Source organism: Cruoricaptor ignavus (genome assembly GCF_014961145.1).
Taxonomy (GTDB): Bacteria; Bacteroidota; Bacteroidia; order Flavobacteriales; family Weeksellaceae; genus Cruoricaptor; species Cruoricaptor ignavus.
Map to the genome: position 1 here is coordinate 254,412 of NZ_CP063145.1, position 22,255 is coordinate 276,666.

Here is a 22,255-nt window from a genome sequence, read left to right on the forward strand (position 1 = left end):
TTTTGTTTAAAACACTTTGCCGATCTATCGTTTCGACGCTATCCCAAATTACGAAAATAATACCAAGCAAAATCTTCTGACAAATTGGCAGATTTTTTATAATTAATGATTGATAAGTGAAAATTGATGAGATGGGTGTTGATAAATTTCCACGCAAAAACGCGAAGTTTTTAAATCGCACTTTGGTAAAGTTTCAAATCTTTGGTAAAGTTTCTATTTAAAAACAAATTCAGGAACGGCGTTTCTGTAATATTCCGCGGCTTTCAAATCACCATTCCTTTCTTTGGACTGAATCACTATTTCCAGAACTTCTTTGAAATCTTCCTTAAATTCTTCGACGGTGCTACCGTAAGTTACAAGCGCATCCACAATGTTGTCATCTTCCGCAAAACCGTAGAAACCGCTTTCAGCTTCTTCAATGATTACTTTCATATTTTCCCAAAAATTTCGTTTGCTAAAATAAAATTTTCACTGAAAACAATCGGGTTTCGGTTCGCTTCTACGAAGCTCATTTTGTGGGACAATTTTCATTGCTATTAACAGTTTGCCATTCGAAGGCTATTATATTTGGCAAAGCCAATCAACCTCCACGCAAAAAGCGAAGGTTTTTCACACCGCAGTTTCTCGCTCATATAAAACTTGTGGAAAATAATAATAATTTTTACCTTTTGGGCTCTTTAAAAAGGGCAAACTTCAGCAGGCTTAATAATTAATTTCCACATTTCTCACGAAACTTATATGATTTCCTTACTTTGTTTCAGCCACCTAGGTTGGAATTTCGTGTATCAGAGACCGCAGCATCTGCTAAGCCGGTTTACTTCTAAGTATAAAGTATATTATTTCGAGGAACCAAAACCCGCAGAGCGAGAGGCTGTTTTAACAGAGGAAAAGGACGGGGTGGTAATAGTTACTCTATTTTATGCGGAAAATAAAGGTTTTGATGCTGGTAACATAGCATCTTTATTGGATAATTTCTTAGCGGAAAGACATATAGACTGCTACGGCATTTGGTACTATACCCCGATGGCAGTGGAATACACCTCGCACCTTGTGCCGCAGTTTACAGTGTATGACAGTATGGACGAGCTCTCCAAATTCAGGTTTGCGCCACCCCAGCTAAAGGAGCTGGAAGAAGAGCTGTTCCGCATAGCAGATGTTGTATTCACGGGAGGGCATTCCCTTTATGAGGCTAAAAAGCACCGCCACCATAATATACACCCATTCCCCAGCAGCATAGACAAGGAGCATTTTCAGCAGGCGCGAACCATCACCGACGAGCCGGAAGACCAGCGGAGAATTCCGCATCCTCGGCTGGGGTTTTACGGCGTGATAGACGAGCGCCTGGATTCCCAGCTTATATCGGAGGCGGCATACAAAAGACCCGATTGGCACTTTGTTCTCATCGGCCCGGTTGTCAAAATAAGTGAGAAAGAACTGCCCAAGGCGCCAAACATCCACTATCTCGGACAAAAATCCTATCAGGACCTGCCAATCTATGCCGCAGGCTGGGATATCGCGCTCATCCCTTTTGCAATGAATGAATCTACGGAATTTATCAGCCCAACAAAAACTCCGGAATATCTAGCGGCGGGCCTCCCGGTAATCTCCACGCCCATACAGGATGTCGTAAATCCCTATGGAAGAAACCGGCTTGTGCACATAGCCGAGGGTGCCGATGAGCTAATCGCTGCGGCAGAATTTGAACTGAAAAATAATAAGCGGGAGGAATGGGTACATAAAGTAGACGAATTCCTGCGGGGCAGCTCCTGGGATGATACTTTCCAAAAAATGTCTGAGCTTATAGATAACATCTAAATTATTTTATGTACGATTATTTAATTGTCGGCTGTGGCTTTGCCGGGGCAGTACTCGCTGAGCGGCTGGCTTCCACGGGGAAAAGAATTTTAATAGCAGAAAAAAGAAACCATATTGCCGGAAATGCTTATGATTATTACAATGAAGAGGGCATCCTGATCCATAAATACGGGCCTCATATCTTTCATACCAATTCTAAGGAAGTCTTCCTATACTTAAGCAGATTTACCAAGTGGCGGCCTTACGAGCACCGCGTCTTGGGCAGCGTGGATGGGCAGCTGGTACCTATACCCATTAATCTCACCACGATTAACAAACTGTTTGGCTTAAATCTCAGCAGCGCAGAGGCGCAGGCTTTTTTGGAAGCTAAAGCGGAAAAACGCGCGCCTATACTCACCTCGGAGGATGTCGTTGTAAACGCTGTAGGAAAGGAGTTGTATGAAAAATTTTTCCGTGGCTACACGCGTAAGCAGTGGGATCTGGATCCCTCCGAGCTGGATTCTTCTGTTACTGCACGCGTGCCTACGCGCACGAATGCTGATGGCAGATATTTTACAGATACCTACCAAGCGATGCCGCTGCACGGCTATACAGAAATGTTCAGGAAGATGCTGGATCACCCAAATATCCACATTATGCTCAATACAGATTTCCAGGATATAGCGGAAATCATCCCATTTGAAAATTTAATCTATACAGGCCCTATTGATGCCTATTTTGGCTACAAGTTTGGTAAACTTCCCTACAGATCCATCCACTTTGAATTTCAAAACCTCCCGCAGGAAAATTTTCAGCAGGTGGGCACCGTCAATTTCCCGATGACCCAGCTGTACACAAGGATTACCGAATTTAAACACCTTACAGGGCAAAAGCACCCGCACACATCTATAGTGTACGAATACCCCACAGCAGAGGGCGATCCATACTATCCCATCCCGAGAGCAGAAAACCAGGAACTTTACAGGAGGTATAAAATACTTGCCGATCAGCTGCCAAATATTTATTTCACAGGAAGGCTGGGCACATACAGGTACTATAATATGGATCAGGTAGTAGCCCAGTCGCTCGCGCTGTTTAAAAAACTTTCCGAAAAATAGCCTGGCTGCTAATAATAATGGCTTTGCAAAATCCTTTTCAATCCTTCCGGATGGCCGGTTTTGAATGCACGGACCAGCTGAACGCATTCGGGCATCGGGTGGATTTGGTCCAGATGACGGGGCACGACCGTTTTCTAAATCTTGATTACCAAAATATCACTTCTTTAGGTATAGGGTGCGTTCGCGAAGGCATTCGCTGGACGCGTGCAGAACCTCAGCCTTACAAGTATGAATTTTCCTGGGCAGAGGAGGTAATGGAGAATGCAGATGCGCACGGTATCCAGGTTGTTTGGGACATTTGCCACTTTGGCTTCCCTGATGATCTTACCCCGCTACACCCGATGTTTGCAAGAAGATTTGCCCATCTCTGCAGGGCATTCGCGGAATTTTACCGAAAGAAAAAACCGGAGGGAGAGCTCGTCATCACACCAATCAATGAAGTGAGTTTCCTCTCGTGGCTGGGCGGAGATGTACGCGGCACCTCTCCGTACTGCATAGGGCAGGGGTGGGAGGTGAAATATCATCTGATGAAAGCCTATATCGAAGGGGTGGAAATGATGAAGGATGTAGACCCCGGGGTAAGGATCCTGAGTACAGAGCCGCTCATAAGCATCCTGCCGGCATCCCCGGAGAGTTTAGAAAGTACGATGAATGCTGTGCGGGTAAATAACGAACAGTTTCAGGTACTGGAAATCCTCTCCGGAAATATCTGCCCGGAACTAAGGGGGAAGCCGGAATACCTTGATATCATCGGCTTAAATTTTTATTACGATAATCAATGGGTGCTGGAAACTCACGAATTTATACCTTGGGGAGAGGTGCCGCCCGATCCGCGCTGGAAACCTCTGAGCAGGCTGACAGAAGAAGTGTTCGCAAGATACAGACGCCCGGTGATCATCTCCGAAACAAGCCACCCCGGAGAGCACAGGCCCAACTGGCTGGAGATGATAGGCAGAGAGTGTGGAAAAATATTAGAAAAGAACATCCCACTCTACGGCTGCTGTATTTACCCGGCGATAGACCGGCCCGATTGGGATTTTACGGAGCGCTGGCACAAAAGCGGGCTTTGGGACATACATTCTTCCCACGAACTTCAGCGCCTGCCAAACTCTGCCGCAATAGAAGCCTTTAAAACCTGGCTGAGTCTATAAAGGTTTCGCCCTAAACTTGCGATAAATCATAATACAGGATTTGATTTCCTGCCAGCGATTCCGTAAATTTATACATTGATTTTTTTGAATGTATGATAGATTTTAATGAACTAAAAAAAGTGCAGAATAGGCAGGATCTGCTAAATCTCCTGGAAATGCACAGCAACGAGCCCACCTACGGGGAAGTCCTGGAAAAGGTGCGCTACGAGGAAGAACTGAGGCTGCTGCAGGCTCAGCTGGTGAATTTCCAAAAATGGGCGGCGGAAAACAAGCGGAAAATCGCGATAATTTTTGAAGGGAGGGATGCCTCCGGAAAAGGCGGCACAATCAAGCGGTTTATGGAGCACCTGAATCCGCGGCAAATGCGTTTGGTGGCGCTGAACAAGCCGACCGATGTGGAGCGCGGGCAGTGGTACTTTAGCCGCTACATCAAGGAACTGCCGAACGAAGGCGAAATCGTGTTTTTCGACAGAAGCTGGTACAACCGTGCCGTGGTAGAGCCTGTGATGGGCTTCTGCACGCCGCAGCAATACGAGAGCTTTATGGTGCAGGTTCCGGAATTTGAGCATATGCTGTACGAATCTGGAACCACGATCATCAAATTCTGGTTTTCGGTGTCGAAAGACCAGCAGCTTTACCGTTTTAACCGAAGGCTGAAAAACCCGCTGAAACGCTGGAAATATAGCCCGGTGGACGAAAAAGGGCAGGAACTTTGGGACACTTTCACCTATTACAAAGACCAAATGTTCAGCAGGACGCACAATGCATTTTCACCGTGGGTTATCGTGAAATCCGATGACAAACTGCGTGCACGCCTTGAGGCAATCCGCTATGTATTATCACTCTTCCCTTACGAAGGCAAGGTGGAGAGCCCTATAAATGTAAACCCCGATCCAAATGTGGTCCAGCGCTATTTCAGAACTGTGCAGCAGATTGATTTCTAACTGATTATCAAACGATTATGAACATTACAGAGGAACAATTTCAGATATTAAATTCTAAAAAGGGGCTTTATGCATTATTACAAAATGACCAGCCAGATGCTGAGAAAGCCGTACGCTTCGTAAAATATGAGAAACGGCTCAGCCGGCTTCAGGAAGAAATGATAAAGTTGCTGAACTGGGTGGTGGAAAATCAGCAGAAAGTAGTCATCATCTTTGAAGGCCGCGATGCCGCGGGAAAGGGCGGGGCCATCCGAAGAATTACCGAAAACCTGAACCCAAGGCAGCACCGCACCGTAGCGCTGCCAAAGCCGGACGAGGTAGAACAGGGGCAGTGGTATTTTCAGCGGTACATCAACCAACTGCCAAAGGCTGGAGAAATTGTATTTTTCGACCGAAGCTGGTACAACCGTGCCGTGGTAGAGCCTGTGAACGGCTTCTGCACGCAGGAAGAGTACGAAACCTTTATGGCTCAGGTGAATGATTTCGAGGCTATGCTCATCGGCTCAGGAATTTACATCCTGAAACTTTATTTTTCGATTTCCAAGGAAGAGCAGGAGCAGCGTTTTACGGAAATCATCGACAGCCCGCTGAAAAAGTGGAAGTACAGCGATGTGGACAGAAATGCGCTGGAACTTTGGGACAAATATACCGAGTATAAAGAGCGGATGTTTGAGCAGACGAGCACAAAAATTGCGCCGTGGAAAGTGCTGAAAGCCAACAGAAAAGGAAAGGCGAGGCTGGAAGCAATGGAATACATCCTGCAAAATATTCCGTACCAGGTGAAAGATCTGGATGCGATACGGCATCAGCCTTTCGAGTAAAACTCAGCCTTCCGGAAACGGAAGGTTTTTTTATTTTTGCTGAAAACGAAATTATGGCAATTAAAAACATCATCTTCGATTTTGGCGGCGTTCTTATGGATTGGAATCCGCGGTATTATTTTCGGACGCATTTTAATGATGATGAAAAAATGGAATACTTCCTTACGCAAGTTGCTCATAATGAATGGAATGCAGAGCAGGATAGAGGCCGAACGCTGAAGGACGGCACGGAATTTCTGGTGGCGCAGCATCCTGATTGGGAAGCGGAAATTCGGGCATATTATGATAACTGGACTACGATGCTGAGAGCCGATATTCCGCAGAATGTGGAAGTCCTTAGAAAATTGGAACATACTGATTATCAGTTATTTGGGTTGACAAATTGGTCGAACGAGACTTTTCCGTACGCCCTTGAAAATTATGATTTTTTCAAAATTTTTGACGGGAAAATCGTGGTTTCCGGTGATGAAAAACTGATAAAGCCCGACCCCAAAATTTGGGAGTTGCTTTTAAGCCGCTACAATATTTCCGCGGCAGAATCGGTGTTCATCGATGATAACGAAGCCAATATAGCTGCCGCAAAAGCCTTGGGATTCCTTACCGTTCACATTAAACCTGAAACGGACCTGGAATCAGAACTGAAAAAACTCGGTGTCCGGTTTTAAAGCAGCAAGATTCCCTTTTTTTCCAGATATTCGCGCATTTCCTCAGGCCAGTAGGATGCCTGCACTTCGCCGATGTGCGCCTTCTGAAGGAAAAACATACACAGCCGGGATTGCCCGATACCGCCTCCGATAGTCTGCGGCAATGATCCTTGGAGGAGTTCCCTGTGGAAAGGCAGTTTCTTTCGTTCTTCGTTTCCGCCTGCTTTCAGCTGATAGCTCAAAGAATCTCCGTCTACGCGTATGCCCATAGAAGAAAGCTCCAGCACATCGTCCAGCACGGGGTTGTATACTAGAATGTCTCCGTTCAGTAGCCAATCGTCGTAGTCTGGGGCGCGGCTGCCGTGCGGCTCTCCGTGGCTGAGCGGTGCGCCGATCTGCATCAGGAATACAGCCTTTTTTTCTTTTGTAATTTCCCGCTCTCGCTTTTCGGGACTAAGGTTGGGGTATTCCTGAAGTAGTTCCTCACTCGTGATGAAGTAAATCTCGTCATCAAGCAGTTTTCTCCGCCCAGGCACAAAATGGTTCAGGTATTCATCCAATGCTTTCAGTGTGCGGAAAATTGCGTCCACCGTGTTTTTAAGAAAATCCAAATTGCGGTCACCTGGCAGGATGATCTTTTCCCAATCCCATTGATCCACATAAAAAGAATGGGTATTGTCCGGAATTTCGCAGCGGCGTATGGCATTCATATCGGTATAAAGCCCTTCGTACGGTTGAAAATTATAGCGCTTCAGGGCGGCACGCTTCCATTTTGCTAGGGAGTGAACAATCTCCAGCGACTGTTCTCCGGCATTAGGCAGTGTGAAATTTACAGGCTGCTCATTTCCGCTAAGATTGTCATTTAAACCTAAATCCGACGCCACGAAGAGCGGCGCACTCACCCTCTTTAGATTAAGATTGTGGGCGAGATTAATCTGAAAAAAATCCTTAATCAGCTTGATAAGATGCTGAGTGCGGTAAAGATCGGTGTCGCTCCTGTAGGATTCAGGAATGATGATGTGCTTCATATTCAGATCAGGGCAAATATTATTTGTTATTCAATCTTCTGAATTTTAACCCTGAAAAAATGGTGACCAAAATCATCCCGGCAATGCCAAGATATACCCAGAGCGGCACGGGCACTGGATCGCCTTTGGCATAGGAATGCAGCCCTGAGAGATAATAATTTACCCCAAAATAAGTCATAATGATTGAGGAAATCGCGACCATTGAGGCTACATGGAACGCCCACCTGCCGCGCAAACCGGGCACCAACCTCATATGCAGGACGAAGGCGTAAACCATCACGGAGATAAAAGCCCAGGTTTCTTTAGGGTCCCAAGACCAATACCTTCCCCAAGATTCATTTGCCCAGATTCCGCCGAGAAAAGTACCAACGGTAAGTGCGTAAAGCCCGATGGTTAGGGACATTTCCGAAACTATCGTCAGCTCGCGGATCGTGGTGCTATGGTGTTTTTTGTAAAGATTTTTATCTGCTAAAATGTAGAAAATCAGGGAAATAATGGCAATCACAAAGGATAGCCCAAAGAAACCGTAACTTGCCGTGATTATCGCCACATGGATGATAAGCCAGTACGATTTCAGCACCGGAACAAGCGGCGTAATTTGCGGATCCAGAGCGGAGCCACCGTGCGCAAAGCCCATCATAATTACCGCTACCAAAAATCCTGCCGCAGGAATTAGCGCGTTGGAATTTCGGTAAAGCACCAGGCCTGCCGTGATGCCAACCCACGAAATGAAGATGATGGCTTCGTAACCGTTCGACCAAGGTGCGTGCCCGGAAATATACCACCGTGCGATCAGCCCCAGAAACTGCAGCACATAGCCTACGCAGCCTACGATGATGATGGTTTTAATCGCCTTATCCAAAATTTTCGACGGGTGGAATAATTCCACAAAACCAAGCACTACCAAAAGAATTGCAACAATGGTATAGAAAATCAGCAGTTTAAAATTAATGTTCACCTTGTTCAGGAAAACTTCCAAATCCACCTTGGATTTTGCCGGTACCACATTTTTCCCCCATTTCTGCTGATAGTCAGAGAGTTTTTTTAATTCAATGTCCGCCTGCTGCCAGCTGCCGCTTTTCTGCGCCTCAAGAATCTCAGCAAAATACGGCCCCATAATTTGCTGGGATTCCATATCTGGCTCGAATTTCTCATCCAGCCAGGAGTTCCAGCGATGGTTGGGATCGTTTTTCACAGGAACTATTCGCATTAGCTGTCCGCTGAAAAATTCATTGAAAATCTGCACACGCTCATTTAGCGCAATTACTTCCTTGTCATAATTGCTCTGCTCCGCCATCTTTTTTTGGAAAGCAGCGTTGTAATCATCTTCCAAAACATAGCGCAGATTCCCTTCCGCATCGGTAGGGAAGAGGTTCATAAGCGAGGTGTAGCCCTCCTCATTGGCGCGGGTTTTTCTCCTCAGTTCCTCGCCGCCTTTAGAGCCCACTTTTATCATCGGCACCATCGTCCAGCTCGGCGTGTCTGTATTTATAGAAAGGAACCACTGCTCGGGGGTTAATTTTTTTCCATTCGTACCTTTAAAATTATCTTTTTTGTAAAGTTTTCTCAGGACATCAATTGCCTGTGTGTTGATAGGGACGATTCTCCCTTCAATATTTTGAACGAGCAGGTAGCCAAATTTGTCCGCATGTTCTTTCGGAATTCTCACTGACTGTATAATTTCATCCGCAGAAATAGTGCGCAGCTTCGTCAGTGGTGGGGCAGTATTTGCAGGTGCGGTGTGCGTGTGTTCGCGTTCTGCGATGCGGGATGTGCCGCTGCCATCATCGGTGCCGTGCGTTTCAATTTTTTGTGCAGAAAGCTGGATGCTCATCAGCAAAGCCAGTGCTACGGTTGCTTTTTTCCGGCTGATGTCTTTCAGCGCCTTGTTCAGCTTCCAGAATTGCGTGCCTTTCCAGAAGAAAATTAAAAACATCGAAATAAATAAAACGGCGTAGCCAATGTAGGTGATCAGGGTGCCCCAGTAATCGTGGTTTACGGAAAGTACCGTGCCTCTCCTGTCGCTGTCAAAGCTCGCCTGAAAGAAGCGGTAGCCCTTGTAATCCAGCACATTGTTCATATAGACTTTGTACGGCATTTCCTTGCCTTCGTCAATGACTTTGATGTGGCTTTCAAAGGCGCTCGGCGAATTGCTGCCAGGGTAGGTTTCCATCACGAAATCGTCAAGCTTTATGGCAAATGGTGTGTGGTAAACTTTCGGCCCGAAGCCCAGCATCACATTCATCCCATCCAGGTTGATTTGTTTGAACAGATTTGGGTTGCCCTTTTCCACAGGAAGGTTTACGATTTGCTTGCTTTTCGGGCCGCTCACTTCCACCGTCAGTTGGTCGGGCAGGTTTGCGTCTTTTACCTTATCGCCTTCAAAGGCTTTCACGGTTCCGGTCTTTAGGCCTTCCGGCACCACAATTCTCAAATCTCCTATGGTGTAGAGGCTTCGCAGCATCAAAGGCTGGTATTCGTCTTTCTTCGTGGCACCTTCAGTTTGCGTGGCCATTACCATATATTGTGCATCCTGCGGCGTTTTTATCATCAGGTTTTCGCCGTCCTTCCGGAATTCCACCGCACCGTCAATCGGCCTGTTGTATGCGATGAGCATTCCGTTCACGCTTTGGCTTTCGCCACTACGGATGTAATGATTTTCGCGGCCGTTTTCGCCGGCAATCACGAAGTGCAGGTATTCAATGCCATCCTTATCCGCCAGCAAGCTGTCCTTTTTCCGCTGAACATAATCCAGCGTCTTTACGGAAATCTTTTTATCGTGGAAATTGTATTTCGCCTTGAAGTTGTGATGAAGCGGCGACATTATGTAGTGTAATTCCTTGTAATTCAGCACATCGCCTTTCTCTTCCACCTGTATTTTGAAGAAATGTTTATCGGTGATGATTTCGTTAGAGGTTTCTCCTTCACGAATGTGCATAATGCCTTCGTAACTGATGTATCGGGTAATGGCACCGCCAAGAAATATCAGTATGAAGGAAAGGTGGAAGGCAAGTACAGGCCATTTTTCGCGCCGCCAAAGTTGGTAGCGGCCGATGTTGCCCAGGAAATTCAGGATGAGCAGCAGCATTAGAATTTCGAACCATTTGGCTTCGTAGATGAGCGCTTTTGCAGTGGGCGTACCGTAATCGTTTTCGATAAAGGTGGCCACCGCCATTGCTACGGCGTATACCACCAGAAGCACCGCCATCGTTCTTGTAGAGACAAGGATTTCCTGAATTTTTTTCATAGAAATGCAAAAATAAGAAGTTTTAGGTAAAGGCTTGGAATGAGGTTGAGATTAAGGTTAAGATTAAGATTAAGGTTGAGTTTTAAAATAACCTATGTCTCTGTGTTGAAAAAATTTTAGGAGTTAATCGCCGTGTTCTCAGTGTTTTTACGAGCATTAAAAAAACAAACTCTGTGTATCAGTGGTGAAATAAAAATTACAGAAGTCATTTGCAGTGTTCTTATTACGAGGATTAAAAAACAAACTCTGTGTCTCAGTGGTGAAATCCTGCTCTCAAATTTGTTTCTATACAAAACCAGAATCCGCCCATTCAGGCGGATTCGGTAGATAAGAACATCTCATTTTTTAAAAGTTAAACACCCCACGAAAAAAGGGAAGCCGACGATGCTTCCCTTAAATTTTTATGCTAAATTTAAACGCTGTTTCAAACTCAGAGATCGGAATGGCTTTCACCTTCTCAAATTTACATCGTAAAGGTAGATATAAATTTCCAATCCAATATAAACTGAATGTTAAGTTTCACAGGTTTTCCACAAAAATTTGTTAATAACTGATTATCAGGCTTTTACATTAAATGATTAAAAAAATGAGAAATTAAGAAATTCTTGTACAGATTTGCAACAATCTGATTTCCAATCATTTAATCCTTCAATTTCTCATAAATATATTTCGCCGTCAGAGATTTTTTATCCTTCGCCAAATCTTCCGGCGTTCCCTGGAAAACAATTTCGCCGCCGTGCTTTCCAGCTTCAGGCCCTATGTCAATCACAAAATCTGCCGTCTTAATAATGTCCGGATGATGCTCAATCACAACCACGGAATGCCCTAAATCCACCAGAGCCTGCAGAGATTTCAGCAGTTTCTTAATGTCGTGAAAATGCAGCCCGGTAGAAGGCTCGTCGAAAATAAACAGCGTCTTCTCCGTCGTTACGCCTTTCACGAGGAAGGATGCCAGCTTTACGCGCTGCGCTTCGCCGCCAGAAAGCGTGCTGGAACTTTGCCCTAATTTCAGGTAGCCTAGCCCAACTTCCTGCAGCGGTCTCAGCTTCGTCACGATTTTTTCTTCCTGCAAATCCGCGAAAAATTCTAGCGCTTCGTTCACCGTCATATCCAAAATTTCGGCGATGTTTTTCCCGTCCAGCTTCACCTCCAGAATTTCGCTTTTAAATCTCGTGCCCTTGCAGCTTTCGCATTCCAGCTCAATATCCGCCATAAACTGCATCGGCACGGTTATTACGCCTTCGCCTTTGCACTCGTCGCACCGCCCGCCGTCTACATTGAAAGAGAAATGCTTCGCCTTCAGTCCCAGAAATTTCGCCGATTTCTGCTTTGCGAAAAGGTCCCGAATTTCATCATAGGCCTTCAGGTAAGTCACCGGGTTGGAACGCGAAGATTTCCCGATTGGATTTTGGTCGATAACCTCCAGGTTTTTCACCAGGTTTTTCGGGAATTCCACCGAATCATAATCCGTTTTCTTGCCGCCTAATCCCAGCTGAATTTTCACGGCATTAGTGAGCACCTCCCGAATCAGCGTAGATTTTCCTGAACCTGAAACGCCGCTTACCACGGTAAAAACCTGCAGCGGAATTTCCACGCCCACATTCTTCAGGTTGTTTTGCCGTGCGCCTTTTATTTTGATAAAATCTTTCGGTTTCCGTCGCTTTTTCGGCACCTCTATTTCCAGCTCGCCGTTCAGATATTTCGAAGTGAGCGTGTCCGCTTTTTTCAGTTCAGAAAAATTTCCGGAAAAAACGAGTTCCCCGCCTAAATATCCGGCTTCCGGACCGATGTCTATAATGTAATCTGCAGCACGCATCACATCTTCATCGTGCTCCACCACAATCACCGTATTGCCCAAATCCCGCAGGTTTTTCAGCACGGAAATTAGATTTTCGGTATCGCGGGAATGCAGCCCAATCGATGGCTCATCCAAAATGTAGATGGATCCTACCAGCGAACTTCCGAGCGAAGTGGCAAGGTTGATGCGCTGAGATTCTCCGCCGGAAAGCGTGTTGGAAGTGCGGTTCAAAGTGAGGTAGCCCAGCCCAACCTTCAGCATGAAATCAAGTCGTGTGGTGATTTCGTAGAGCAGCCTTTTCGCGATCTCGCTTTCGTGCTTGGTAAGTTTTAAATTTTGGATGACTGGCTGAAGCTCATCCAGCGGCAGTTCTATCAGGCTTTGGATGTTGTGCCCGTCCACTTTTACCCATTCAGTTTCTTTGCGCAGCCTAAGGCCTTCACAATCAGGGCATTGCGTTTTTCCGCGGTAGCGCGAAAGCATCACCCTGTATTGAATTTTATACAAATTTTCTTCCAGCATTTTGAAGAAACTGTTCACCGAAGGGAAGTTCCTTGAATTATCGCCTCGCCAAAGAAACTGTTTCTGCTCTTTCGATAATTCGTGGTAAGGCTTGTGGATAGGGAAGTCCTTGGCCTTTCGGATGAACGCCCTTTTCCATTCACTCATTGTTTCGCCGCGCCACGCAGCCACCGCATCTTCATACACCGAGAGGTTTTTGTTTGGGATTACCAGATCTTCGTCTATGCCTATCACTTTGCCGTAGCCTTCGCAGGTTGGGCACGCACCGTACGGATTGTTGAACGAGAAAAAATGAACATTCGGCTCAAGAAATTCCATTCCGTCGCGCTCAAATTTGTTGGAAAATTCCGTTACTTTTCCGCTTTCCGCATTTTTCAGTGAGAGAATGCCTCTGCCTTCGTAGAAGGCCATTTGAATGGAATCGGCAAGCCTTTGCAGGAAATTCTCATCCTCCTCGAAAGAAAACCGGTCAATCACCAAATGGATTTCCATCCCAGCCTCAGGAACGAAGCCGAAACTTTCCAGATCCTCAATTCCCGCAATGTTTCCGCCGATTTCCAGCCGCGTAAATCCGGAAACTTTCAGCGAGTTCAGCGTCGTTTTAAAATCTTTGGCATCGTAGTTCAGCGGCGCTCTCAATAGGAAATTTTCAGCTTTTGATTTTTTGATGAAATCAATCACATCGCTCACAGAATCCTTCCGAACCTCTTCACCGGAAATTGGCGAGAAAGTCCGCCCAATCCTCGCGAAAAGCAGTTTCAGGTAATCGTAAATTTCCGTGGAAGTGCCCACCGTAGAGCGCGGATTGGAAGAGATGACCTTCTGCTGAATGGCGATGGACGGTGCCAGGCCTTTGATATCATCCACCTTCGGTTTTTCCAGCTTGCCCAAAAACTGCCGTGCATAAGAGCTCAGGCTTTCCACATATCTGCGCTGGCCTTCGGCGTAGATGGTATCGAAAGCCAGGGAAGATTTTCCCGAACCGGAAACGCCTGTTATCACGATTAATTTGTTCTTCGGGATGCGTACATCTATGTGTTTCAGGTTGTTAAGGTGCGCATTCTTTACGAAGATTTCCTTTTTTATATCGATTGCTTTCAGTGCTGCCATTGTGTGAGTAAGACTTGCAAAATTACGCATTATCTTTGCACTTTATAATTGATAAGTGATAATTGATCTGAGAACATTCCCTCCGAATCAAATATTGGCAACTTATCATTTATCAGCTATCATTTATGAAAACCGATCTCCCAGGAATTGCCATCAGAGATTTTTACGAAAATAATTTGCAATCCGAACTTTTCGTACACGATAAATTTGGCGTGCCTACGGAAATGCCGGTGGAAATCTATTTCCGCAAGTTCGATGAAATGCCTGAAATAGAGCAGAAGGCGCTGGAATTTTGCAGCGGGAAAGTATTGGATGTGGGTGCAGGTGCAGGCTCGCACGCTCTACATTTGCAGGAAAATTCTGTAGATGTATCAGCATTGGAAATTTCACCGAATTCTTGCGAAGTGATGAGAAGGCGTGGCGTTCAAAATGTGATTTGCGAAGATTTCTTCCGCTTCAATCCCACCGAAAAATTTGGCACCATATTATTGCTGATGAACGGCATCGGAATTTGCGGTGATTTAGAAGGTTTCCGCAAATTTCTGCAAAAAGCGGAAAGCCTGCTGGAACGCGGCGGAAAAATCCTCTTTGATTCTTGCGATATCCTTTATATGTACGAAACGGCGCCGCTTCCCACGCATTATTATGGCCAGGCATCAGTGCGCTACGAATATGCCGCGCGGTTTACCGGTTGGTTCAGTTGGCTTTATATCGATAAAAAAATGATGAGCCACATTGCCGAAAAATGCGGCTGGAAACCCGAAATCATTTTGGAAGACGGGAATTTCCAGTATCTGGCTTCGTTGGTACGGAAGTGATTTTCGCTAAAAATCCAGCTTCTTGGAATCTGCCACGAAAGTTGCCAAGCCGTTGTCTGTAAGCGGATGCGCAAGAAGTGCCAATATCGATTGCAGCGGCGATGTAATCACATCTGCACCGATTTTCGCACAGTGGATGATGTGCATCGGGTTTCTGATGGACGCCGCCAGAATTTCGGTTTCGAAATAATAATTATCGAAAATCAGACGGATGTCTTCGATCAATTTCAGGCTGTCCACCGAAATATCATCCAGCCTACCCATAAACGGCGAAACATAGGTGGCACCAGCTTTTGCGGCAAGCAGTGCCTGCCCGGGCGAAAAAATCAGGGTGCAATTCGTGCGGATGCCTTTGTCCGAAAAATATTTCAGAGCCTTAATGCCGTCCTTCACCATTGGGATTTTCACCACAATGTTCTTGTGAAGCGCGGCAAGTTCCTCGCCTTCACGCACCATTCCATCGAAATCTAAGGAGAGCACTTCGGCAGAAATATCGCCATCCACAATTTCGCAAATATCTTTGTAACGCTGCAGAATGGCGGCCTTACCCTGGATGCCTTCCTTTGCCATCAGGCTTGGGTTGGTGGTTACGCCGTCCAAGATTCCCAGTTCCTGCGCTTCATGGATTTGCTCAAGATTTGCCGTATCGATAAAAAATTTCATAGCAGATTTTTTGCAAAGATAGCCTACTTTTCCTTTCGCACCGCATATTTCAGCACATCTTCCGCCACAGCCATCGTGATGTTTTCTTCCGGATATTTGTACTGCAGCAGCGTTTTCATTTTTTTCGCCGCCTTCTTTTTCAGGGCTCGTTTCTTTAATTCAGTTTCCGTGGAGAGAAATTCCTGCACCACATTTTTCTCACATTCGTTCGGTATGGAAATTTTTTTATGGTAAATTTTGGAGAGCCGTTTTTCTTCCGCTATTTTTTCTTTGGCCAAATCTATCGCGGCCTTTACTTTTCGTGCGCATTCATCAGCATCCTGCCGAATTTCCGTTTCCCAAAACCGCAGCACCGTCCATCCATTTTCGCAAAGTTGCTTCGTCACCTTGTAATCCCGCTCAATATTGCGCTCTATTTTATCGTACCAAAATCCGGCATTTGCACCTACTTTATTTCGCCTTTTTTCCCAATCTTTGCCGTGCCAGAAATCCCCGTCTGCAAACACCGCGACTTTATATTTTGCAAAAGTAAAGTCTGGCGTTCCGATTATTTTTCGGTTATTCTTCCTGTACCGCAAGCCCTGCGCCCACATTGCCTTACCGAGCAGCACTTCAATCTTGGTGCCCGTCGCTTTATTGCCTTGCATCGCTTTCCGCCGCTGTTCCGGATTCAGGATGTCCATTTTAATTTAATAGCCGAAGCAAAATTACAAAGTAAAAAACAAGGCTGAGTTTTTTGGTTAAGCAGAATATTTATCAGTCATTATAATTTTCTATGTCAGAGTGTTTTACCGAATTATCTGATTAAAAAATATTGTGTCATCGTGTTTTCAAAAAACACTCATCATTTATCAATTATTCATCCTCAATACTTACCTTTCCATTTCCTTTCCAGCATTTCTTTGATTTTCAGTTCCTTAGAATTATTTCCAGGCTCATAGAATTTCGTGCCGGAAATTTCGCCAGGCAAAAATTCTTGCTCCACGAAATTGCCTTCGTGTGCGTGGGCATACTTGTAATTTTTGCCGTAGTCTAGATCCTTCATCAGCTTGGTTGGCGCATTTCTCAGGTGCAGCGGCACTGGCAGATTTCCCGTTTTTTTCACGAACGCCAGAGCTTCGTTTATCGCAGCATAGGTGGAATTGGATTTCGGCGAAACCGCAAGGTAAACCGCCGTTTCGCTCAGGATGATTCGTGCTTCCGGATTGCCGATTACATTCACCGCCTGAAAACAGGAGTTGGCCATTACCAAAGCATCAGGATTGGCAAGCCCGATGTCTTCCGCCGCCAGAATTACCAGCCTCCTCGCAATAAATTTAATGTCTTCGCCGCCAGCAATCATCCGTGCCAGCCAGTACACCGCAGCGTTCGGATCGGAACCGCGGATGGATTTTATGAACGCCGAAATAATATCGTAGTGCATCTCGCCGTTTTTGTCGTACAGCGCCATCGTTTCCTGCAGCACCGCCAGCACATCATCGTTGGATATTTCCCTTTTGCTAGAATTTTTATACTGATTCAGCACCAGTTCCACGGAATTGATGAGTTTCCGTGCATCTCCGCCGGAAGCCTGGATCAGCGCTTCTTTTTCGCTTAAAACAAACGCCGAATTTTCATTTTGGTTAAATTTTTCCAGCGCTTTTTCCGCCACCTCTTCCAGATTTTCATACGAAAGCGATTTAAGGATGTAAACCTGCGACCTTGACAAAAGTGCGGATACCACCTCAAAACTCGGGTTTTCCGTGGTGGCACCTATGAGCACAATCCAGCCCTTTTCCACGGCGTGCAGCAGGGAATCTTGCTGAGATTTGTTGAACCGATGAATTTCATCGATGAATAAAATTGGCGACTGCCCGGAAAACAGGTTCTGCTTTTTGGCTTCCTCGATGACATCGCGAACATCCTTCACGCCGCTGGAAACCGCGGAAAGTTTGAAAAACTTCCTGCCCGATTGCTCGGAAATTATTTCCGCCAAAGTTGTTTTTCCAGTTCCCGGCGGACCCCAGAAAATCAGCGAATTCAGCGTGCCGCCTTCCAGCATTCTGCGGATGGTGCCGCTTTTTCCCGTCAAATGTTCCTGCCCGATAACTTCATCGAGAGATTTCGGCCGAAGCTGCTCTGCCAAAGGGATATTGCTCAAAACCTGAATTTAAAACTGAGCAAAATTATTGCTTTTTAAAATTCTCGGAATATTTTCCGGATGAAATTTTGAAGACTGAATTTAAGTCAAATTTAAAGCCGGTGAAACTTGGCATTTCCATTTCCGCCGAAAAATTTATTTTTGCAAAGCATTGGAACGACTGAATAAAATTATTGCTTTTCCGCTCGTAGCCGCTGTTCGCGGTTATCAGGTTTTCCTGTCGCCTTTGCTCGGGAAAAACTGCCGCTTCACGCCAACCTGCTCGCAATATATGCTGCAGGCTGTGGAAGTTCACGGGCCTTTCCGCGGCTTTTGGCTTGGGCTGAAACGCATTTCGCGCTGCCACCCCTTCGGAAAGGAAGGCTACGATCCTGTGCCGCCAAAAAATTAAACCGCTGAAAATGAGAAATTTCCTCTTCAAACTTCTTTCCGCATTCTGCATTGTATTTTCCCTGAAAGTTACCGCGCAGCTTTATCCCGAAGGTGTTTCTGATGGCCGGCTCATTGTTGATAATCAGACGGTTCCGGTGAAAATTTTCTCTACAACAAATTATTCGCGCTTTAGCGATTTCCCGAATGAAGAGACGCGGAATGCGCTGGTGATCGTGAATGAGGACAATTTGTTTTTGGGAAGTGAGGAGAATTTAGCATATACTTCGCGCGTTTTTGAGAATTTCTATGTTAAAGGTTTTCAGCCTCTCTCAAAAGATTTTAATTTTCTTAGTAAAGACCTTTCGGAAGAAGGTCTTCAGCAGGTAAAGTATCTGATTAATACGGACAAAGTAATTTCTCCAGGGTCGAATTTGCACTTGGAAACTGAGTACAAAATCTGGGATCCGAAAAAAAGTTTTAGCTTCGGGCCTGTCAGTATCCATTATTACAGCCTGATGTTCATCATCGCCTTTGGTCTTGGTTACTGGATTTTCAGCAGAATCTACCGCCGGGAGAATGTGAATGAAAAATATCTGGAGCCGCTTTTTACGCTCACCCTGCTCGGCACAATTTTCGGTGCTAGGCTTGGGCATGTAATTTTCTACCAGCCAGAACTTTTTAAACAAGATTTCTGGTCTGTTTTTTTGCCAATTCAAACTAAGCCCGAGTTTAAATTCACCGGGTTTTCCGGGCTTGCGAGTCACGGTGCAGCCATTGCGCTGATAGGCACTACGCTTTATTACGCATTTAAAATCATTAAGAAAAACCCGCTGTGGGTATGCGACAGGATAGGGCTTGTAGTGGCGCTAGGCGGAGGTTTTGTGCGTCTTGGGAATTTCTTCAATTCGGAAATCATCGGGAAGCCTGTGGCTTCGTCATCGCCGTTTGCAGTACTTTTCCCGCAAATGAGCGACGAATACGGGCTCACGGTGCCGCGCTACCCAACGCAGCTGTTCGAAGCCTTTGGGTACTTTTGCCTGTTTCTCGTTCTCTGGCTAATTTACCGATTCACCGGGAAAAAATATCAGCAGGGCTGGCTTTTCGGTTTCTTTTTCCTCGTGCTCTGGTCTATCCGGTTCCTTATAGAATTTTTAAAGGAGCCCCAGGGCGAGGAGTTTATTACTTTTGGCGGGCTGAATACGGGGCAGGTGCTTTCCCTGCCGTTTATGCTGGCAGGCCTTGCAGTTCTGATAATGTCCAGAAAATTCCCTACCACTCCGGAGGAAACCGCTAAACCCGAATACCCGGCACAAACGCGCGAACGATAACCAGATTAAAGCCTTGTACCGCTTACAATTTCGTAAGGCGGCTTATTTTTCTCAAAAATTCTGGTAGTATGCGGGCCTTCCACGGTTAGAATCTCCCCCCGCTGCCGCAGCCAGTTGCCTTCCCGAAGACCGATAACGGTGGTGTCGTTTTGTGTTAAAAATTCTTTGATCCTGGTTTCCCTGGTCTCGCCGTTATGTTTAAGTTCTGGGTTGGGATCGAGGTAATGCGGGTTCAGATTATAAGGAATAATCCCCATGCAATCGAAGCTTGGCGGGTACACGATGGGCATATCGTTGGTAGTTTTCATACTCACCCCCGCGAGGTTGCTGCCGGCGCTCGCCCCGAGATAGGCTTTCCCGCTCCTGATATTTTGTTTTAAAACCTCCATCAGGCCGTGTTCGTGCATCGTTTTTACCAGCAAAAAAGTATTGCCGCCGCCGGTGAAATACCCCTGCGCGGAATTGAGCGCTTCCGCAGGTTCATCAAACTCGTGAAGGCCTCTGGCACTGATGCCCAGCTCAGCGAAAAATTTCTGTGCCTTCGCGGTATATTCCTCGTGGGAGAGCCCGGAGGCGCGGGCATAGGGTATAAAGATTATTTCATCCAGTCCTTCGAAAAGGTGCGCGATTTCATTTTTAATGTATTCGAGATAATTTCCGCCAAACAGGGTAGAAGTGGAGGCAAGCAAAAAATTCATTCTGGAAAAGTTTATTCAAATTTAGATGTAAAAAATCAAAGCGTAAAATCTTTGCCCCAGTTTTCCTCAATCACATCTAAAATAAATTCCGGACAGCGGATGATTTTTTTCTTTTCCGAACTGAAGAAAAAAAGTGTGGTCTGCGCCTCGGTGATTTTTTCATTTTCCTGATTAAAAATCTCATACTCGAACTCGATTTTCACGCTGGGCTTTTTTGGAATTCTGGTATGGATGTACAGAATATCATCATAAAAAGCCGGCCTTAAATACTTGATTCTGAACTCCGAGACGGGCAGCCAGATGCCGCGCTCCTCCAGCCCCGAATAGGGTAGCCCGAGGCTCCGGAGGAGCTCCACCCGGCCAATCTCAAAATACTCGGCATAGTTGCCATAGTATACATACTTCATAGAATCTACTTCGCTGTATCTTACTCGTAATGTGGCAGTTGCGCTTATCATTTAATATTATTTTAATCCTACATACAAATATATTTTTTAAAAATCAATACCGCAAAAACTTTTTTTGATGAGATTAATCTTTCATATTTGTGGCATCGAAAAGTGAAAGTCTTTTAGCAGAATTTTGGGCGGTATGGATCAGGAATTAGATTTGATTTGGGACAGGTGTCTGGCATTTATGCGGGACAACCTGAACGCGTCCGAAGCGGATGACGACTTGCGCAGGCTTGAGAAGTCTTTCGATTTGCTTTTTGATAAAGTGAAACCCGTATCACTCGTGAACGGAAACCTCACGCTGCTGGTACCCTCTGATTTTTATAAGGAGTATATTGAGGATAATTACATTTCTCTGCTGGGCGCCGCACTACGGAAATATATAGGCCGCGGGGTGAAGCTCTGGTATTCGGTGATGGAAAATAAGCCCTCAGGCGAGGGGCGGCCGATAACGCAGAATTTTAAGGGAATTTCTACTCCGGCGCCGAAGCTGCAGGAAGTGATGCCTGTGCCAAAATCTCCTGTGAACCCCTTCGCTGCGCCCGGCATACGGAAAATACAAATAGAATCCAACCTGAACAACAGCCTGTCTTTTGAGAATTTTGTAGAAGGAGAGAGCAATAAGTTTGCCTCCACTGTTGCGAAATCTATTGCGAAAAGACCGGGGGCTACAGCGTTTAACCCGCTGTTCGTTCACGGAGGGGTGGGCGTGGGAAAGACGCACCTCGCGCATGCCATTGGGCTGGAAATCAAAAATAATTTTCCGGATAAAGTGGTGCTGTACCTGTCTTCTGAAAAATTTATCCAGCAGTTTATCTCCGCGGCGAAGGCTCAGAATAAAACGGATTTTCAGAATTTTTACCAGATGGTAGATACTCTGATCATCGATGATATCCAGTTCCTCTCCGGAAAGGCGGCTACGCAGGACAGTTTTTTCCATATTTTTGATTATCTCCACCAGAACGGCAAGCAGATCATCCTTACATCGGACAAGGCGCCGGTGGATATCCAGGACATCCAGGAGCGTATCGTCTCCCGTTTCAAGTGGGGGCTTTCCGCGGAGGTGAGGTCTCCTGATTTCGAGACCCGCCGCAAGATTATTGTCGATAAGCTCAGCCGCGACGGCATTGTATTGACCGATGACATGGTGGACTACCTAGCCGGGGAGGTGAATTCCAATGTGCGGGAGCTGGTGGGCGTCATCAATTCCGTGATCGCTTATTCCACGATCTACAAATCGGACCTGAGCCTGGAGCTGCTGAAGGATACTATCAACAAAATTACTTCCAGCCAGAAAAAGGTCATCAATATCCCTTACATCCAGGAAGTTGTGTGCGAGTATTTTGGAATCCGCAGAGAAGATCTGCTCTCTAAATCCCGGAAAAGGGATATAGCGCTGCCGCGACAGCTTGCGATGTATTTCGCGAAGGAGTATACCAACGCTACTTTTTCGAAAATCGGCGAGGAAATGGGAGGCAAAGACCACAGCACCGTGATGTACGCCTGCGACACCATCAAGGATATTTCCAAGGTAGATAAGGAGGTAAGAAAGTATGTGAAGGATTTGAATGACCGGATCAAGCGGTGATCCGCATAACATTTTAATT

The 22,255-nt window shown here is 45.9% G+C and carries 19 protein-coding genes; 10 read left to right on the plus strand and 9 right to left on the minus strand.

The features are described from left to right. Window positions 1-213 precede the first annotated feature (213 nt). Complete coding sequence (locus tag IMZ16_RS01170; RefSeq protein WP_193440158.1) at window positions 214-432, minus strand: hypothetical protein; 219 nt, start codon at window positions 430-432, stop codon at window positions 214-216. Between the two features lie 306 nt (window positions 433-738). Between IMZ16_RS01170 and IMZ16_RS01175 the strand changes: the two genes are divergently transcribed. The 6 genes from IMZ16_RS01175 (at window position 739) to IMZ16_RS01200 (ending at window position 6,493) form a co-directional block, all read left to right on the plus strand. Next, window positions 739-1,815 carry a glycosyltransferase family 1 protein gene (locus IMZ16_RS01175; protein WP_193440159.1) on the plus strand — a complete coding sequence of 359 codons (1,077 nt, stop codon included), beginning with the start codon at window positions 739-741 and terminating at the stop codon, window positions 1,813-1,815. Between the two features lie 8 nt (window positions 1,816-1,823). Beyond that, on the plus strand, window positions 1,824-2,912 hold the full coding sequence (glf, locus tag IMZ16_RS01180) for a UDP-galactopyranose mutase (protein WP_193440160.1): 1,089 nt from the start codon (window positions 1,824-1,826) through the stop codon (window positions 2,910-2,912). 50 nt (window positions 2,913-2,962) lie between these two features. Next, entirely contained in the window at window positions 2,963-4,063 is a 1,101-nt protein-coding gene (locus IMZ16_RS01185; protein WP_227411538.1) for a beta-galactosidase, read from the plus strand. 92 nt (window positions 4,064-4,155) lie between these two features. Continuing rightward, entirely contained in the window at window positions 4,156-5,007 is an 852-nt protein-coding gene (ppk2, locus tag IMZ16_RS01190; protein ID WP_193440162.1) for a polyphosphate kinase 2, read from the plus strand. Between the two features lie 17 nt (window positions 5,008-5,024). After that, the gene (gene ppk2 / locus IMZ16_RS01195; protein ID WP_193440163.1) at window positions 5,025-5,828 is read left to right on the plus strand and encodes a polyphosphate kinase 2; all 804 of its coding nucleotides are present in this window, start codon (window positions 5,025-5,027) and stop codon (window positions 5,826-5,828) included. A gap of 53 nt (window positions 5,829-5,881) precedes the next feature. After that, window positions 5,882-6,493 (plus strand): HAD family hydrolase, encoded by a 612-nt coding sequence (locus IMZ16_RS01200; RefSeq protein ID WP_193440164.1) that lies wholly within the window; start codon window positions 5,882-5,884, stop codon window positions 6,491-6,493. Here the strand turns inward: IMZ16_RS01200 and asnA are convergent. From asnA to uvrA, 3 genes are all read right to left on the minus strand, one after another. Then, on the minus strand, window positions 6,490-7,500 hold the full coding sequence (gene asnA, locus IMZ16_RS01205; protein WP_193440165.1) for an aspartate--ammonia ligase: 1,011 nt from the start codon (window positions 7,498-7,500) through the stop codon (window positions 6,490-6,492). The two genes, IMZ16_RS01200 and asnA, sit on opposite strands and share 4 nt — an antisense overlap. 19 nt (window positions 7,501-7,519) lie before the next feature. Beyond that, a complete protein-coding gene (gene ccsB, locus IMZ16_RS01210; RefSeq protein WP_193440166.1) occupies window positions 7,520-10,747 on the minus strand; it encodes a c-type cytochrome biogenesis protein CcsB in 3,228 nt (1,075 codons plus the stop codon). Between the two features lie 640 nt (window positions 10,748-11,387). Beyond that, on the minus strand, window positions 11,388-14,177 hold the full coding sequence (uvrA, locus tag IMZ16_RS01215; RefSeq protein WP_193440167.1) for an excinuclease ABC subunit UvrA: 2,790 nt from the start codon (window positions 14,175-14,177) through the stop codon (window positions 11,388-11,390). A gap of 125 nt (window positions 14,178-14,302) precedes the next feature. Between uvrA and IMZ16_RS01220 the strand changes: the two genes are divergently transcribed. Next, window positions 14,303-14,995 carry a class I SAM-dependent methyltransferase gene (locus IMZ16_RS01220; RefSeq protein WP_193440168.1) on the plus strand — a complete coding sequence of 231 codons (693 nt, stop codon included), beginning with the start codon at window positions 14,303-14,305 and terminating at the stop codon, window positions 14,993-14,995. 6 nt (window positions 14,996-15,001) lie between these two features. On the opposite strand, the gene fsa is transcribed toward IMZ16_RS01220, so the two are convergent. The 3 genes from fsa to IMZ16_RS01235 all read right to left on the minus strand — a co-directional run bounded on the left by fsa (window position 15,002) and on the right by IMZ16_RS01235 (window position 17,798). Next, window positions 15,002-15,658, minus strand: a complete 657-nt coding sequence (gene fsa / locus IMZ16_RS01225) for a fructose-6-phosphate aldolase (RefSeq protein WP_193440169.1) — start codon at window positions 15,656-15,658, stop codon at window positions 15,002-15,004. Between the two features lie 23 nt (window positions 15,659-15,681). Beyond that, complete coding sequence (locus IMZ16_RS01230; RefSeq protein ID WP_193440170.1) at window positions 15,682-16,341, minus strand: very short patch repair endonuclease; 660 nt, start codon at window positions 16,339-16,341, stop codon at window positions 15,682-15,684. A 182-nt stretch (window positions 16,342-16,523) separates the two neighbouring features. Continuing rightward, a complete protein-coding gene (locus IMZ16_RS01235; RefSeq protein WP_394368276.1) occupies window positions 16,524-17,798 on the minus strand; it encodes a replication-associated recombination protein A in 1,275 nt (424 codons plus the stop codon). A gap of 160 nt (window positions 17,799-17,958) precedes the next feature. On the opposite strand from IMZ16_RS01235, the gene yidD reads away from it, so the two are divergent. Both yidD and lgt read left to right on the plus strand, forming a co-directional pair. Continuing rightward, window positions 17,959-18,189, plus strand: coding sequence for a membrane protein insertion efficiency factor YidD (gene yidD, locus IMZ16_RS01240; protein ID WP_227411596.1), 231 nt, complete (start codon window positions 17,959-17,961; stop codon window positions 18,187-18,189). A gap of 418 nt (window positions 18,190-18,607) precedes the next feature. After that, a complete protein-coding gene (lgt, locus tag IMZ16_RS01245; protein ID WP_394368284.1) occupies window positions 18,608-19,498 on the plus strand; it encodes a prolipoprotein diacylglyceryl transferase in 891 nt (296 codons plus the stop codon). 5 nt (window positions 19,499-19,503) lie between these two features. On the opposite strand, the gene pepE is transcribed toward lgt, so the two are convergent. Next, entirely contained in the window at window positions 19,504-20,196 is a 693-nt protein-coding gene (pepE, locus tag IMZ16_RS01250; RefSeq protein ID WP_193440173.1) for a dipeptidase PepE, read from the minus strand. Between the two features lie 35 nt (window positions 20,197-20,231). After that, window positions 20,232-20,654, minus strand: coding sequence for an acyl-CoA thioesterase (locus IMZ16_RS01255; protein ID WP_193440174.1), 423 nt, complete (start codon window positions 20,652-20,654; stop codon window positions 20,232-20,234). Window positions 20,655-20,787: 133 nt separating this feature from the next. Between IMZ16_RS01255 and dnaA the strand changes: the two genes are divergently transcribed. After that, on the plus strand, window positions 20,788-22,236 hold the full coding sequence (dnaA, locus tag IMZ16_RS01260; RefSeq protein WP_073178264.1) for a chromosomal replication initiator protein DnaA: 1,449 nt from the start codon (window positions 20,788-20,790) through the stop codon (window positions 22,234-22,236). Window positions 22,237-22,255: the final 19 nt, after the last annotated feature.